Origin of the sequence: Caballeronia sp. RCC_10, from assembly GCF_041360715.1 — a bacterium.
GTDB classification, from domain to species: domain Bacteria; phylum Pseudomonadota; class Gammaproteobacteria; order Burkholderiales; family Burkholderiaceae; genus Caballeronia; species Caballeronia grimmiae.
The window spans coordinates 116,875-132,551 of sequence record NZ_JBFUPT010000011.1 but is presented as its reverse complement, the minus strand read 5'-3'; the positions used below and the strand labels follow the sequence as shown (position 1 = coordinate 132,551).

The window sequence follows — 15,677 nt, the reverse complement described above, 5'->3', positions numbered from 1 at the left end:
GGTCCACCGTCTTACGAGAGTATTGAGTGAACGTTTTCTTCGAGGAATCGGGTAGTTTCAAGGCCGGCTCGGTCTTGTCGAAACAAGGCGACGCGTTCCAGGTCGAATTGCCGGGCGGACGCCGCGCCAAGGTGCGCGCGAAAGACGTGCTGATCGAATTCGACAAGCCCGCTGCCGGCGATCTCATGCAGGAAGCCGACGCCATCGCGCAGGAGATCGACCTCGATTTTCTGTGGGAATGCGCGCCCGAAGAGGAGTTTCCGTTCGCCGCGCTGGGCGCGGATTACTTCGGCGACAAGTTCGGTGCAGCCGAACGCGCGGCGCTCGTGCTGCGCATGCACGGCTCGCCGGTTTATTTCCGCCGCAAGGGACGCGGCCAATATCAGCGCGCGCCGCAGGAACAGTTGCAGATGGCGCTGGCGTCGCTGGAGCGCAAGCGTCAGCAGGCGCTCGTGCAAGCCGGCTACGAAGAGGAACTGAAAGCGGGCAAGCTGCCCGAGGCGCTGAAGGGCAAGGCCATCGGCCTGTTGACGAAGCCGGACAAGAATTCGATCGAGTACAAGGCGCTCGAAGCCGCCGCTGCGGCGCGCGGCATCTCGCAGGCGCGGCTGATGCTCGAATGCGGCGGCATCGCGTCCGCGCGGGCGCTGCACGAGGCGCGTTTCCTGTCCGAGTTTTTCCCGCATGGGATCGGTTTCCCGGCGGTGCAGCCCGCGCCGCTGCCGGAAGACTTGCCTGAGGCGCATGTCCAGGCGTTCTCCATCGACGACGTCACGACCACCGAAATCGACGACGCCTTCTCCGTCGAGCATCTCGCCGATGGCCGCCTGCGCATCGGCATTCACATTGCGGCGCCGGCGCTCGGCATCGCGCGCGGCGACACGGTCGATTCCATCGCGCGCAGCCGCTTGTCCACGGTCTACATGCCCGGCGACAAGATCACGATGCTGCCCGACAACGTCGTCGAAGTGTTCACGCTCGGCGAAGGCGGGCTGCGTCCGGCGCTGTCGCTTTACATCATCGTGAATCGCGAGACGCAGGACATCGTCGCGACCGAAACGCGCGCCGAACGCGTCTTCGTGAAAAGCAACCTGCGGCACAACCATCTGGACGAGCATGTCACGGAGGAAAGCCTCGCCGCCGGCACGGGCGATTATCCGCACAAGGAAGACATCGCCGTGCTGTGGCCGCTCGCGCAGTCGCTCTTCGAAAAACGCCAGCAGGCACGCGCGACTTACGGGCTCAAGCGCGAAGTGCAGCGCAACAACGACTTCAATTTCTATGTCGATGGCGAGCACATCACCATCACGCCGCGCCGCCGCGGATCGCCGCTCGATCTGATCGTTGCGGAACTGGCGATTCTCGCGAATTCGTCTTGGGGCGCGTTCCTCAACGATCACGGCGTGCCGGGCATCTATCGCTCGCAGCGCGGTTTCGGCGGTCCCGGCCCGAAGCGCACGCGCATGCAGACGACGCCCGCGCCGCACGAAGGGCTGGGCGTCGCGCAATATGCGTGGAGCACGTCGCCGCTGCGCCGCTATGTCGACCTCGTCAATCAGTGGCAACTGCTCGCGTGCGTGCAGCATGGCGTGACCGCGAAGCTCGCCGCGCCGTTCAAGCCGAAGGACGCGGACCTTTTCGCCGTCGTGCAGGGTTTCGACGATACCTACAGCGCCTACGCCGATCACCAGCGCCGCATGGAATATTTCTGGTGTCTGCGCTGGCTGAAGCAGGAGAACAAGCGGCACGTGCCGGCTTCGGTGGTGAAGGACGATCTCGTGCGGCTCGAAGAGATTCCGCTGATCCTGCACGTGCCCGGTCTCGGCGTGCATGCACGCGGCACGCGGGTGATGCTCGAAGTCGTCTCGATCGATGAACTGACCGTCGAAGCGTCGTGCCGTCTGCTGCACGTGATCGACGCGCCGTCCGCGAGCGCGCCCGCCGAGGAAGACGAAGCCGAGGAAGAGATCATCGAGGCCGACGATCTCAGCGCGGAAAGCGAAGCCGAAGCGCAGGCGGAAGCACAGACCGAAGCACAGACCGAAGGCACTGGGCAGCCGCAGGAACCTACGTCCGATTCCACGGAGCCGACCGCATGAGCCACGCGCAAGCCGACCGTTACGCGGTGATCGGCAATCCTGTCGAGCACAGCAAATCGCCGTGGATTCACGCGCGGTTCGCAGAGCAGACGGGCGAGCCGGTGGAATACGCGCGCATTCTCGGGCCGCTCGGCGGTTTCGAGACGGCGGTGAAAACCTTCATCGCGTCGGGCGGACGCGGCATGAACGTGACCGTCCCGTTCAAGCTCGATGCCCACGCCTTCGCGGATTCGCTGTCGCCGCGTGCGGCGGCGGCGGGCGCGGTGAACACGCTCTCGTTCTCCGATGACGGCGTGCGCGGCGACAACACCGATGGCGTCGGCCTCGTGCGCGACATCGAAGTGAATCTGGGCGTGAGCCTTCAGGGCGCGCGCATTCTGCTGCTCGGCGCGGGCGGCGCGGCGCGCGGCGTCGTGTTGCCGATCTTCGCCCGGCAGCCCGCCGCGCTCACCATCGTCAACCGGACGGCGGCGAAGGCGCGCGAACTCGTCGACCAATTCGCCGCACAGGCGCGTGAGAGCGGCGTGCGCTTTGCGGGCGGCGGCGCGGATAGCGCGGAAAAAGCGCGCTACGACGTAATCATCAACGCGACGGCCGGCAGTCTCGATGCCGCGCTGCCCGAATGCGACGACGCCGCGTTCGGCGCGGGCACGCTCGCCTACGACATGATGTACGGCCCCAAGCCGACGGTCTTCATGGAGCACGCCGAACGCCTCGGCGCACGCGCCGCCGATGGCCTCGGCATGCTCGTCGAGCAGGCGGCCGAATCGTTCTTCATATGGCGCGGCGTGCGTCCGGACGGCGGCGCGGTGCTGCGTGAATTGCGCCAGACGCTGGCGGCCAAAGCCTGATGACGACCGCGCCCGCTCCGAGCCGCACGTCGCCGCGCTCGCGGCAGCCACGCCCGGCGGTGCGCCTCGGACCCGCGCGATGGATCGCTTACGGCCTCTCCGTGTTCGTCATCGCGGCGGTCGCGACGCAGTTCTACTTCTTCGCGCAGATCGGCATATGGACGGTGCTGAATCCCGGCTCGACCGCGTTCATGCGCGCCGACGCGTGGACGCTTGCCAGCACCCGCCCCGGCACGCCGTTGCAACGGACGTGGATGCCCTATGACCAGATATCGCGCAATCTGAAGCGGGCGATCATCGCGTCGGAGGATGCGAACTTCGTCAACAACAACGGCTACGAAACGGACGCGATCCTGCAGGCGTGGGAGAAGAACAAGGCGCGCGGAAGAATCGTCGCGGGTGGATCGACCATTTCGCAGCAGCTTGCGCGCAACCTGTTTCTGTCGCGGGAAAAGAGCTATTTGCGCAAGGCGCAGGAGCTCGTCATCACGTGGATGCTCGAGTTCTGGATGGACAAGCAGCGCATCTTCGAGATCTATCTGAATTCGGTCGAATGGGGCAACGGCGTCTATGGCGCGGAAGCGGCGGCGCAGTATTACTACAAGACCTCGGCGGCGAAACTGACGGCCGGACAAAGCGCGCGCCTCGCCGTGATGCTGCCGCGCCCGAAGTATTTCGACGACCATCGGAACTCGGCCTATCTCGCGTCGCGGGCGCGTGTCATCGCGCGTCGAATGGGCGCAGCCGAACTGCCCGAGTGAAATTTAGTTGGCGTCGCTAAACATTGCAAAGCCCTGATCCGTCAGGGCTTTTTCTTTTTCTGTCGGCTTTCGGTTGTCAGCTTGAGTCCCATTATGTGAACCAGACGATCACATATTGAATTATCGAGATAGCCGGAACTACAATCCGTGCAGGCTTTCGATGGAATCGCCACGAAGCCCCGAGCGCATGCGCCACTGACATGCGCCGACAAGAACAGACTGGAGACACGTCATGCACTCGACCGCTCGCCCGCGCTCGCGGGTTGCGTTGCACGATTCATCGGTGTTTCGCGCCGGCCAGCGCCGGTTCATCCAGGTGTCGCGGCTTGCCCGCGCTGCATGAATCGCGAGGACGAGCCGACATGAGCGACCACTCCACCGGCGCGACGCGTGCGCGCAGCAGTTCCATCGGCGCGGCGGGCAGCCAGCAGAACGCCCAACCGCACGGCCGTGATCCCGACGCCATCGCGCTGCCGAGCGCGCTCGTCGACATCACGCCGCAGCAGGCCGGCACACAGACGCTGTTGCGCGGCCTCGCGATTCTCGAAGCCGCCGCGAACGGGGCGCGCGATCTGCGCTCGTTCAGCGCCGCGCTCGGCACGACCCGCAGCACCACGCATCGGCTCGTCAGCTCGCTCGTGCAGGCGCGCTATCTGCGGCAAGTGCAGGGCGGCTATCTGCTCGGGCCGAAGCTGATCGAACTCGGCACTATCGCGCTGGAGCAGATGCCGCTCACCACCGTCGCGCGGCCGTATCTGCAATCGCTCGCGCGGCATACGCAGGACACCATCCACCTCGGCGTGCGCGACGGCGACGACGTGCTGTACATCGACAAAATTCCGGGCACGCGCGGACTGGAGATGCGCTCGCGCGTCGGGCACCGGATGCCGCTGGCGTCGACGGGCATCGGCAAGGCGATGATGCTCGATCTCGAAAGCAACGCGTGGAAGAAGCTGCTGGAGGCGTCGCATCGCGCGCTCGCCCGTACGAGTTTCAAGCCGGATCATCGGCCGGACGTCAGCACGTTCGTGCAGCGCATGACGCGCTATTCGCAAGGCGGCTACACGTTCGATCTGGAAGAAAACGAAGCGTCGATCCGCTGCGTCGCCGCGCCCGTGCGCGATGCGTCGGGCGCGATCGTGGCGGCGCTCTCGGTGGCGAGCACCATTCCTTATATGCCGGACGAGCGCATGGAAGAACTGATTCCGATTGTGCAGCAGGAAGCGCGTGCAATCTCGTCGGAACTCGGCTGGCGCGCGCCGCAAAGCAATCGCAGGATCAAGCGATGACCGCGCCCGTCGCACGGACATTCGCCGCTCCCGCGCTCGTCGCGCTCGACTGGGGCACGACTTCGCTGCGCGCTTATCTGCTCGGCGCGGATGGCGTCGCGCTCGACACGCACGCATCGCCTGCGGGCATCATGAATTTGCCTGCGGGCGGCTTCGAGCAGGCGTTCGAAGAAACCTGCGGCGCGTGGCTCGACGCGCATCCGCAACTGCCGGTGCTGGCTGCGGGCATGGTCGGCAGCGCGCAAGGCTGGGCCGAAGCGCCGTACGTCGAAACGCCCGCCGATGCCGATGCGCTCGTCGCAGGCATCGTCGCGATCGAAACGGCGCGCGGCGCGACGGTGCGGATCGTGCCGGGCGTGCTCGAGCGCGGCGTGCTGCCGAACGTGATGCGCGGCGAGGAAACTCAGATCGTCGGCGCGTTGTCGAGCGATGCATCGCTGAACGCGGAGGGCGGCGTGCTGATCGGCCTGCCCGGCACGCACGCGAAGTGGGCGTTCGTGCAGGCGGGGCGCATCGAGCGCTTCTATACGTTCATGACGGGCGAAGTGTTCGGCGCGCTGCGCGATCACACGATCCTCGGCCGCACGATGCAGCAAGGCGCGGCGGCGGACGCGGCGGCGTTCGAGCGGGGCGTCGATACCGCACGCGATGCCGGTCATCCCGGCGTGCTCGCGACGATCTTCAGCACACGCACGCTCGGCCTCACCGGGCAACTCACGCCGGCGCAGCAGCCGGATTATCTGTCGGGCCTGTTGATCGGCCACGAACTGCGCGGCCTCACCGAAGTGCTGGCGCGCGATCAGTCGTCGCTGGCGGGCAGGACGCTGCGGCTCATCGGCAACGAGACGCTGTGCGACCGCTATCGGGCGGCGCTCGCGCGCTTCGGCTGTCACGACGCCGCGACCGTTGCCAACGCCACCGAGCAGGGCCTATTCCGAATCGCCGTGCAAGCCGGGCTCGTGCCAGCGCCCGCGCGTGCGGCCTGAGCAGCACCGAGAAGGAGTCACGACGATGCAGCCACCCATCAATCTCCCCGCGCCGTACCAGATGCACGCCGGTCTCGCGAAGGCGTTCGCCGCGTGCCCGCTGATCGCGATCCTGCGCGGCGTCACGCCCGACGATGCCGCCGATCACGCTCGCGCGCTTTACGAAGCGGGCTTTCGCATCGTCGAGGTGCCGCTCAACTCGCCGCAGCCGTTCGACAGCATCGCGGCGATCCGCCAGGCATTGCCGGCCGACGCCATCGTCGGTGCAGGCACGGTGCTGCATCCGGGCTATGTCGACGATGTAAAGGCCGCCGGTGGCGAACTGATCGTGATGCCGCACAGCGACGGCGATGTCGTGCGCGCCGCCAAGGCGCTCGGGCTCGCTTGCGCACCGGGCGTCGCGACGCCGAACGAGGGTTTCATCGCGCTGAAGAACGGCGCGGACGTGCTGAAGATGTTTCCGGCCGAGCAGCTCGGGCCGACGGTCGTGAAGGCGTGGCGCGCGGTGATCGCGAAAGACGTGCCGCTCGTGCCGGTCGGCGGCATCTCGCCCGACAACATGGGGCCGTTCCTGACGGCGGGCGCCAACGGCTTCGGCCTCGGCTCCGCGCTGTACAAGCCGGGTCAGGGCGTGAAGGTGACGGCGTCGCACGCGAAGGCGTTCGTCGGCGGACTCGCGATCGCCCGAGGTGAAAAACGATGAGCCGCCTCGCCGGGAAGGTCGCGATGGTCACGGGCGCGGGGCGCGGCATCGGCGCGGCGATCGCGCTGGCGTTCGCACGCGAAGGCGCGGCGGTGGCGCTCGCGGAACTCGACATCGAAACCGCGCAGGCGACAGCCGCGCGCATCCGGCAGGAGACCGGCGCGCACGACGTGCTCGCGGTGCGGACCGACGTGACGCAAAGCGCATCGGTGAAGGAAGCCGTCGCGGAAACGGAAGCGCGGCTCGGCCCCGTCGACGTGCTCGTGAACAACGCCGGCATCAACGTGTTTTGCAATCCGCTCACGATGACCGACGACGACTGGCGCCGCTGCTTCGCCGTCGATCTCGATGGCGTCTGGAACGGCTGCCGCGCCGTGCTGCCGGGCATGGTGGCGCGCGGGCGGGGAAGCATCGTGAATATCGCGTCGACGCATGCGTTCAAGATCATTCCCGGCTGCTTTCCGTATCCGGTGGCGAAGCACGGCGTGATCGGCCTGACGCGCGCGCTCGGCATCGAATACGCGCCGAACAACGTGCGCGTGAATGCCATCGCGCCGGGCTATATCGAAACGCAACTGACGCTCGACTGGTGGGACGCGCAGCCCGATCCGGCCGCCGCGCGGCAGGCGACGCTCGATTTGCAGCCGATGAAGCGCATCGGCCAGCCGCACGAAGTCGCGATGACGGCGGTGTTCCTCGCATCGGATGAAGCGCCTTTCATCAACGCGAGCTGCATCACCGTGGATGGCGGGCGCTCGGCGCTCTATCACGACTAGAACACGAGGAATGACGCACTGGCCGCAGTGCGGCAAAGGCGCTGACGCGCAAGCTGGATGCCGCGATGCGACGGCGGCATGAAGACGACAGCAGTCGCAAGCAGTCGAAAGCAGTCACAGGTAGCCACAAGCAGCCACACACATTTCGTAACGGCCCGACACGCGGGCTTTTTGAGACAACGGGTAAAAACTCGGGAGACACAAGATGAAACGCAGACTGTTCCTCACGCTGATCGCCGCCGCCACCGCCACGAGCGCCACGCTGATCGCCGCGCCCGTCGCGCAGGCCGCCGATGACGTCAAGATCGGCTTCCTCGTGAAGCAGCCGGAAGAGCCGTGGTTCCAGGACGAATGGAAGTTCGCCGAAGCGGCCGCGAAGAGCAAGGGCTTCACGCTCGTGAAGATCGGCGCGCCGTCGGGCGAAAAGGTGATGAGCGCCATCGACAACCTCGCCGCGCAAAAGGCGCAGGGCTTCATCATCTGCACGCCGGACGTGAAGCTCGGGCCGGGCATCGTCGCGAAGGCGAAGGCGGACAAGCTGAAAATGATGACCGTCGATGACCGCCTGGTCGATGGTTCCGGCAAGCCGATCGAGTCCGTGCCGCACATGGGCATCTCGGCGTACAACATCGGCAAGCAGGTGGGCGACGGCATCGCCGCCGAGATCAAGAAGCGCGGCTGGGATATGAAGGAAGTCGGCGCCATCGACGTGACTTACGAGCAGTTGCCGACCGCGCACGACCGCACGTCCGGCGCCACCGATGCGCTCGTCGCCGCCGGTTTCCCGAAGGCGAACATCATCGCCGCGCCGCAAGCGAAGACGGATACCGAGAACGCATTCAACGCCGCGAACATCGCGCTCACGAAGAACCCGCAGTTCAAGCACTGGGTCGCGTATGCGCTGAACGACGAAGGCGTGCTCGGCGCGGTGCGCGCGGCGGAAGGGCGCGGCTTCAAGGCCGACAACATGATCGGCATCGGCATCGGCGGGTCGGATTCGGCGCTGAACGAATTCAAGAAGCCGCAGCCGACGGGCTTCTTCGGCACCGTCATCATCAGCCCGAAGCGCCACGGCGAAGAGACGTCCGAGCTGATGTACGCGTGGATCAAGGACGGCAAGACGCCGCCGATGCTCACGCTCACGACCGGCATGCTCGCCACGCGTGAGAACGTGTCGTCGGTGCGCCAGCAGATGGGCCTGGCGTCGAACTGAAACGAGTGAAGCGGAGCGGGCCGCGTTGCAGGAAGCGGCCCGCGCATTGGCGACAAAGGAGGCGATGTGTCAGCGACGCTGCGTTTTGACAATATCGGCAAGGTGTTTCCAGGCGTGCGTGCGCTCGACGGCGTGTCGTTCGACGTCAATGCCGGCGAAGTTCACGGTTTGATGGGCGAGAACGGCGCGGGCAAATCGACCTTGTTGAAGATTCTCGGCGGCGAGTATCAGCCCGATTCGGGGCGTGTGCTCATCGACGAAAAAGAAGTGCATTTCGGAAGCGCGGCGGCATCGATCGCGTCGGGCATCGCGGTGATCCATCAGGAGTTGCAGTACGTGCCGGACCTCACCGTGTCCGAAAACCTGCTGCTCGGCGCGTTGCCGAACCGGCTCGGCTGGGTCAACAAGAGCGCCGCGAAAAAGCACGTGCGCGAGCGGCTCGCGGCGATGGGCGTCGATCTCGATCCGAACGCGAAGCTGCGCAAGCTCTCCATCGCGCAGCGGCAGATGGTCGAAATCTGCAAGGCGCTGTTGCGCAATGCGCGCGTGATCGCGCTCGATGAGCCGACTTCGTCGCTGTCGCATCGCGAGACGGAAGTGCTGTTCAAGCTCGTGCGCGATCTGAAGGCCGACAAGCGCGCGCTGATCTATATCTCGCATCGCATGGACGAGATTTACGAACTGTGCGACGCCTGCACGATTTTCCGCGACGGCCGCAAGATCGCGTCGCACACGCGGCTCGCCGAAGTGTCGCGCGATACGCTCGTGCAGGAAATGGTCGGCCGCGAAATCAGCGACATCTATAACTACCGGGCGCGCGAGTTGGGCGAAGTGCGCTTTTCCGTGACGAACGTGCAGGGCGATGCCTTGAGCGCGCCCGCAAGCTTCGAGGTGAAGCGCGGCGAGATCGTCGGCTTCTTCGGACTGGTCGGCGCGGGCCGCAGCGAGTTGATGCATCTCGTGTACGGCGCGGACAAGAAGAAGGGCGGCGACATCCGGCTCGACGGCCAGCCGATCAAGATACGCAGCACCGGCGAAGCGATCCGTCACGGCATCGTGCTGTGTCCGGAAGATCGCAAGGAAGAGGGCATCGTAGCGATGGCGACGGTCGCGGAGAACATCAACATCTCGTGCCGCCGTCACTATCTGCGCGGCGGTCTGTTTCTCGACCGCAAGAAGGAAGCGCAGACGGCCGACCGTTTCATCCAGTTGCTGAAGATCAAGACGCCGAGCCGCAAGCAGCGCATCCGTTTCCTGTCGGGCGGCAATCAGCAGAAGGCGATTCTGTCGCGCTGGCTCGCGGAGCCGGATCTGAGGGTCGTCATTCTTGATGAACCGACGCGCGGCATCGACGTCGGCGCGAAGCACGAAATCTATAACGTGATCTATCAGCTGGCGGAGCGCGGCTGCGCGATCGTGATGATTTCGTCGGAGTTGCCGGAAGTGCTGGGCGTCTCCGATCGCATCGTCGTGATGCGGCAGGGGCGGATCGCGGGCGAATTGCCGCGCGGGAAGGCGAGCGAACAATCGGTGCTGAGCCTCGCGTTGCCGCAGGCCGAGACGGTTGCGCAGGCCGCGTAAAGACAAGAGGAGCGAATCATGGAAGCAAGAGAAAACATCGTGGGACAGGCGAGCGAAACGGTCGCGAACGCGCTGATCCCGCAGAAGAACGACAAACAGAAGTGGTGGCAGCAGATCACGGAGTACAGCCTGATCGTGATCTTCATCGTCATGTTCGTGACGATGTCGCTTTCCGTCGATCACTTCTTCTCGATCGAGAACATGCTCGGTCTCGCGCTGTCGATTTCGCAGATCGGCATGGTCGCGTGCACGATGATGTTCTGTCTCGCGTCGCGCGACTTCGACTTGTCGGTGGGATCGACGATCGCCTTCGCCGGCGTGCTGTGCGCGATGGTGCTGAACGCGACCGACAACACGTTTATCGCGATCATTGCTGCTGTTGCGGCGGGCGCGGTGATCGGCTTCGTGAACGGCGCGGTGATCGCGTATCTGCGCATCAACGCGCTGATCACCACGCTGGCCACGATGGAAATCGTGCGCGGGCTCGGCTTCATCGTGTCGCATGGGCAGGCGGTCGGCGTGTCGTCGGATACGTTCATTGCGCTCGGTAGCTTGTCGATGCTCGGCATTTCCCTGCCTATCTGGGTGACGCTTGCGTGTTTCATCGTGTTCGGCGTGTTGCTGAACCAGACCGTGTACGGGCGCAACACGCTTGCCATCGGCGGCAATCCGGAGGCGTCGCGGCTCGCGGGCATCAACGTGGAACGCACGCGCGTGTGGATTTTTCTGATTCAGGGCGCGGTCACGGCGCTGGCCGGCGTTATCCTTGCATCGCGAATCACGTCGGGGCAGCCGAACGCGGCGCAAGGCTTCGAGCTCAACGTGATTTCGGCGTGCGTGCTCGGCGGCGTGTCGCTGCTCGGCGGACGCGCGACGATTTCGGGCGTCGTGATCGGCGTGCTCATCATGGGCACCGTCGAGAACGTGATGAACCTGCTCAACATCGACGCGTTCTATCAGTACCTCGTGCGCGGCGCGATCCTGCTCGCCGCGGTGTTGCTCGACCAGTTGAAGAACCGCGGATCGCGGGATTAATCGGGAAGAGATATGGCAATCGACAACAAACTCGCGCGCTATCCGAGCCTCGCCGGCAAGACGGTGCTCATCACCGGCGGCGCGACCGGCATCGGCGCGGCCTTCGTCGAACACTTCTTCGATCAGGGCGCAAAAGTCGCATTCTTCGATATCGACACCAGCGCGGGCGAAGCGCTCGCGGACCAGCTCGGCGCATCGCCGGGCGCGGACCGCGTGCGCCCGATGTTCCTGCGCGTCGATCTCACCGATATCGCCGCACTGCGTCAGGGCATCGCCGATGTGCGCAGCGCGCTCGGTCCGATCGGCGTGCTCGTGAACAACGCGGCCAACGACCAGCGTCATGCGATCGCCGACGTGACGCCCGAGTACTACGATGCGTGCATCGCGGTGAACGTCCGCCATCAGTTCTTCGCGGCGCAGGCGGTCATCGACGACATGAAGCAACTGGGCGGCGGCTCGATCATCAACCTCGGCTCCGTCAGCTGGATGCTGAAGAACAGCGGCATGCCGGTGTATCTGACGGCGAAGTCGGCGGTGCAGGGCATGACGCGCGGCCTCGCGCGCGATGTCGGCAAGTTTGGCATTCGCGTGAATACGCTCGTGCCGGGCTGGGTGCTGACCGAGAAGCAGAAGCGGCTGTGGTTCGACGAGGCCGGCAAGCTCGCGCTCAAGCAAGGGCAATGCATCGACGGCGAACTGCTGCCGCATCACCTCGCACGCGCGGCGCTGTTCCTCGCGTCCGACGACAGCAGCATGATGACGGCGCAGGACATGATCGTCGATGCAGGGTGGTCCTGATGAACAGCGCGCACGCGATGGATGCGCAGCTTCTGATCGACAGCCGGTGCGAACTCGGCGAAGGCGCGACGTGGTGCGCCGCGAGCGGGCGCTTCTGGTGGACGGATATCGAAGGCAAGCGCCTGTGGCGCTACGACCCGCGCGACGGCGCGACGGCATCGTTCGCGACGCCCGAACGCCTTGCCTGCTTCGCATTGTGCGCCGATCCGAACGTCTTGTTGCTGGGTCTCGCGTCGCGGCTCGCGTTCTACGAGATCGCGTCGGGGAAGATCGAGACGATCCTTGAAGTGGAAGCGCATCTGCCGACGCGCCTCAACGACGGCCGCTGCGATCGTGAAGGGCGCTTCGTGTTCGGCACCAAGCACGATGTGGACGACGCGCAACCCATCGGCGGGATGTATCGGCTGAATCTGGACTTGTCGCTGGAACGCCTGCCGCTCGGCGATTTCGCGATCAACAACAGCACGGCGTTCAGCCCGGACGGCGCGACGATGTATTACTGCGACACGCCGACGCGCCACATCCGCGCGTGCGATTATCCGGACTTCGGCAATCAACGCGTGTTCGTCGAACTGTCCGATGACACGGGCTTCCCCGATGGCTCGATCGTCGACGCCGACGGCGGCCTGTGGAACGCGCAATGGGCCGGCCGGCGCGTCGTGCGTTATGCGCCCGACGGCCGCGAGACGGCGCGCATCGCGGTGCCGAGCGCGCAGCCGAGTTGCGTCGCGTTCGGCGGGGCATTGCTCGATACGCTTTTCATCACGACGGCGCGCGCCGGTCTGGACGACGATGCGCTCGACGCGGATCCGCACGCGGGCGGCATCTTCACCGCGCAGCCCGGCGTGCGCGGCATCGCGGAACCGGTGTTCGCCGGCAAGCTGAACGGATAAAACGAGGCGGCGCGCAATGACGCGTCGCCCGCTCTGGCCCCGGCGATGCCGGGTCGGTCGCCTCTCGATGGAGCACGAGTCATGACTGTTGCGCGCACGGAGCAAAGGCTGAAATCCGCATCGACGACATCCACCGCGCAGGCGAACGCTCGCCGCTCGCGCCTCGCCGCCGCCTCCGAACCGCCGATCCGCCCCGGTCCGCACACCGCGGTCGTGGCGATGGGCGGCGCGGACGTCGAAGGCTGCATCACGCTGGTGAACGCGCACTTGCGGCTCGACGTCGCGCCGGCGCTCGGCGGCGGCATCACGCGTTTCGACTGGCGTCACGAAGGCGTGCTCGTGCCGATCTTCCGGCCGTGCGCCGATCCCGGTCCCGGCACTGACCCGAACGAGCTCGCGTGCTATCCGCTCTTGCCGTATTCGAACCGCATCGGCAACGGGCATTTTCAGTTCTCCGGACGCGCGGTCGACGTGCCGCCGAATCGCCCCGGCGAACCGCTGCCGCTGCATGGCGACGGCTGGCTCGGCGCGTGGGAGGTCGAGGAGGAAGAGGCGACGCGCGTGCGCCTCACGCTCGAACGCCACGACGGCAAGCCGTACTCGTTTCACGCGGCGCAGACTTACGCGCTCGAAGACGCGACGCTCGTCGTCACGCTCGAAGTGCGCAATACCGGCGATGCAGCGCTGCCCTTCGGTCTCGGATTGCATCCGTTTCTGATGCGCGAAGCCGATACCGAACTGTCCGCCGCGGCGGGCGGCCTTTGGCTATGCGGCGACGACTGGCTGCCGGTGCGTCACGTTCCCGCGCCACCCGCGTGGCAATTCGGCGTCGCTTATCCGATGCCATCGGAAATGGTGAACAACGCGTTCACCGGCTGGAGCGGACGCACGAGCGTGCTGTGGCCGAAGCGCCGCCTGTCGCTCACGATCGCCGCCGATACCGATTACTACGTGCTCTATGCGCCGCCCGGCGAGGACTTCTTCTGTTTCGAGCCGGTCGATCATCCGATCAACGCGGTGAATCTGCCCGGCGGCGGCGAGGCGCACGGGATGACCGTGCTCGGTCCCGGCGAGCGGCTGGCGCGGGAATTTCGCTTCACCGTCGAGCGCACGGGCGAGGCCGCACGTCGCGGGAGGCCGCGCACGCGGGCGGGAGCGGGATCGAAGGCGCGCGGCCGCGCGGCGCCGGCGCGGTGAGCCGGACCAGGAATACGGCGGTTGCGTCACGTTAAAATGCGTGCCACCGACGTTCACCGACTCCTCACATGTCCTTCATCCAATCTCTCAACGCCGCGTGGTCGCGGACTCAATCGCTCCTGTGCGTCGGCCTCGATCCCGAGCCGTCGAAGTTTCCGGGCGCGCTCAACGGCCGCGCCGACGCGATCTTCGAGTTCTGCAAGACCATCGCCGATGCGACCGCGCCGTACGCGTCGTCGTTCAAGCCGCAGATTGCATACTTCGCCGCGCATCGCGCGGAAGACCAGCTCGAAGCGCTGATTGCGCATATCCACGAAAAGCATCCCGGCATTCCGGTGATTCTCGATGCAAAGCGCGGCGACATCGGCAGCACGGCGGAGCAATACGCGAAGGAAGCCTTCGAGCGCTACGAGGCCGATGCCGTGACGGTCAATCCGTACATGGGCTTCGATTCGATCGAGCCGTATCTCGCGCATGAAGGAAAGGGCGTGATCGTGCTGTGCCGCACGTCGAACCCGGGCGGCTCGGACCTCCAATTCCTGACGACGTCCGATGGTCAGCCGCTGTATCAGGTCGTGGCGAAGCTCGCGGCGACGAAGTGGAACGATCAGGGCCAGCTCGGCCTCGTCGTGGGCGCGACGTTTCCGAAGGAGATCGAAGCGGTGCGGGGCATCGTCGGCGATATGCCGCTGCTGATTCCCGGCATCGGCGCGCAAGGCGGCGATGTCGAAGCGACCGTGCGTGCAGGCCGCACGGCGAACGGCGCCGGCATGCTCATCAACTCTTCGCGGGCGATCATCTACGCCGGCAAGGGCGATGACTACGCCGACGCAGCGGCCGTTGCCGCGAAGAAGACGCGCGACACGATCAACGCGTATCGATGAACCGCACGCTCACGCGCCGGATATCGGCGTGAAGAGCGCCTGAATGTATTGCTCCGGCAAGCGGACCACTGCGCCCGCCTCTTGAGACTGCGCGCCTCTCATCGCTCGCGCTGTTCGAGAAACTCCAGCAAGCCTCTCAGCGCATGCGCCGCCGCCTGCGTTCGCACCTGCTCGCGGTCGCCTTTGAAGTGCAGCGTCTCGAATGCCGTATGCAGCCGGTTGCTCCACGCGAAGCAGACGGTGCCGACCGGCTTCGCGTCGCTGCCGCCCGCCGGGCCGGCCACGCCCGTGATCGACACGGACACCTGTGCGCGGCTGTTGCGCAGCGCGCCCTCGGCCATCGCCTTCGCGACCGGCTCGCTCACCGCGCCGTGCTGCTCGATCAGCGCGGCGGGCACGCCGATCATCTCCGTCTTCGCGAGATTCGAATACGTGACGAAACCGCGCTCGAACCACGCGCTGCTGCCCGAGATGTCCGTAATCGCGGCGGCGACCATGCCGCCCGTGCACGATTCGGCGGTCGCGAGCATCAGTCGTTCGTCGCGCAGCTTGTTGCTGACGCGAATCGCGAGTTGGTGAACGACAGTGTCGGTTGGCATGGCGGTGTTCTC

15 protein-coding genes are annotated in these 15,677 nt (G+C 65.8%); 14 read left to right on the top strand and 1 reads right to left on the bottom strand.

The genetic code is table 11. The features are described from left to right. Positions 1–26: 26 nt before the first annotated feature. From AB6804_RS20035 to pyrF, 14 genes are all read left to right on the top strand, one after another. Entirely contained in the window at positions 27–2,099 is a 2,073-nt protein-coding gene (locus AB6804_RS20035; RefSeq protein WP_370887928.1) for a ribonuclease catalytic domain-containing protein, read from the top strand. After that, positions 2,096–2,950 carry a shikimate dehydrogenase gene (gene aroE / locus AB6804_RS20030; protein ID WP_370887927.1) on the top strand — a complete coding sequence of 285 codons (855 nt, stop codon included), beginning with the start codon at positions 2,096–2,098 and terminating at the stop codon, positions 2,948–2,950. Before AB6804_RS20035 ends, aroE begins: the two co-directional genes overlap by 4 nt. Further along, entirely contained in the window at positions 2,950–3,711 is a 762-nt protein-coding gene (mtgA, locus tag AB6804_RS20025) for a monofunctional biosynthetic peptidoglycan transglycosylase (RefSeq protein ID WP_370887926.1), read from the top strand. Before aroE ends, mtgA begins: the two co-directional genes overlap by 1 nt. 362 nt (positions 3,712–4,073) lie before the next feature. Beyond that, complete coding sequence (locus AB6804_RS20020; protein ID WP_370887925.1) at positions 4,074–5,000, top strand: IclR family transcriptional regulator; 927 nt, start codon at positions 4,074–4,076, stop codon at positions 4,998–5,000. Beyond that, complete coding sequence (locus tag AB6804_RS20015) at positions 4,997–5,986, top strand: 2-dehydro-3-deoxygalactonokinase (RefSeq protein WP_370887924.1); 990 nt, start codon at positions 4,997–4,999, stop codon at positions 5,984–5,986. The genes AB6804_RS20020 and AB6804_RS20015 overlap by 4 nt, the downstream gene beginning before the upstream one ends. A 25-nt stretch (positions 5,987–6,011) precedes the next feature. Further along, a complete protein-coding gene (locus AB6804_RS20010; protein ID WP_370887923.1) occupies positions 6,012–6,689 on the top strand; it encodes a 2-dehydro-3-deoxy-6-phosphogalactonate aldolase in 678 nt (225 codons plus the stop codon). Beyond that, positions 6,686–7,465, top strand: coding sequence for an SDR family oxidoreductase (locus AB6804_RS20005; protein ID WP_370887922.1), 780 nt, complete (start codon positions 6,686–6,688; stop codon positions 7,463–7,465). Before AB6804_RS20010 ends, AB6804_RS20005 begins: the two co-directional genes overlap by 4 nt. A gap of 205 nt (positions 7,466–7,670) precedes the next feature. Beyond that, positions 7,671–8,678: an arabinose ABC transporter substrate-binding protein gene (locus tag AB6804_RS20000; RefSeq protein ID WP_035966776.1), complete on the top strand. Its 1,008-nt coding sequence runs from the start codon at positions 7,671–7,673 to the stop codon at positions 8,676–8,678. A 66-nt stretch (positions 8,679–8,744) separates the two neighbouring features. Then, on the top strand, positions 8,745–10,259 hold the full coding sequence (gene araG, locus AB6804_RS19995; protein WP_370887921.1) for an L-arabinose ABC transporter ATP-binding protein AraG: 1,515 nt from the start codon (positions 8,745–8,747) through the stop codon (positions 10,257–10,259). Between the two features lie 18 nt (positions 10,260–10,277). Continuing rightward, complete coding sequence (araH, locus tag AB6804_RS19990; protein ID WP_370887920.1) at positions 10,278–11,294, top strand: L-arabinose ABC transporter permease AraH; 1,017 nt, start codon at positions 10,278–10,280, stop codon at positions 11,292–11,294. Positions 11,295–11,306: 12 nt separating this feature from the next. Beyond that, positions 11,307–12,092, top strand: a complete 786-nt coding sequence (locus AB6804_RS19985) for an SDR family NAD(P)-dependent oxidoreductase (RefSeq protein ID WP_370887919.1) — start codon at positions 11,307–11,309, stop codon at positions 12,090–12,092. Further along, positions 12,092–12,985, top strand: a complete 894-nt coding sequence (locus AB6804_RS19980; protein WP_370887918.1) for an SMP-30/gluconolactonase/LRE family protein — start codon at positions 12,092–12,094, stop codon at positions 12,983–12,985. Before AB6804_RS19985 ends, AB6804_RS19980 begins: the two co-directional genes overlap by 1 nt. A gap of 81 nt (positions 12,986–13,066) precedes the next feature. Further along, entirely contained in the window at positions 13,067–14,182 is a 1,116-nt protein-coding gene (locus AB6804_RS19975) for an aldose 1-epimerase (RefSeq protein ID WP_370887917.1), read from the top strand. Between the two features lie 68 nt (positions 14,183–14,250). Beyond that, positions 14,251–15,066, top strand: coding sequence for an orotidine-5'-phosphate decarboxylase (gene pyrF, locus AB6804_RS19970; RefSeq protein ID WP_370887916.1), 816 nt, complete (start codon positions 14,251–14,253; stop codon positions 15,064–15,066). Positions 15,067–15,164: 98 nt separating this feature from the next. Here pyrF and AB6804_RS19965 read toward each other — a convergent pair whose 3' ends face one another. Further along, positions 15,165–15,665, bottom strand: coding sequence for a CinA family protein (locus tag AB6804_RS19965; protein ID WP_035966765.1), 501 nt, complete (start codon positions 15,663–15,665; stop codon positions 15,165–15,167). Positions 15,666–15,677 lie beyond the last annotated feature (12 nt).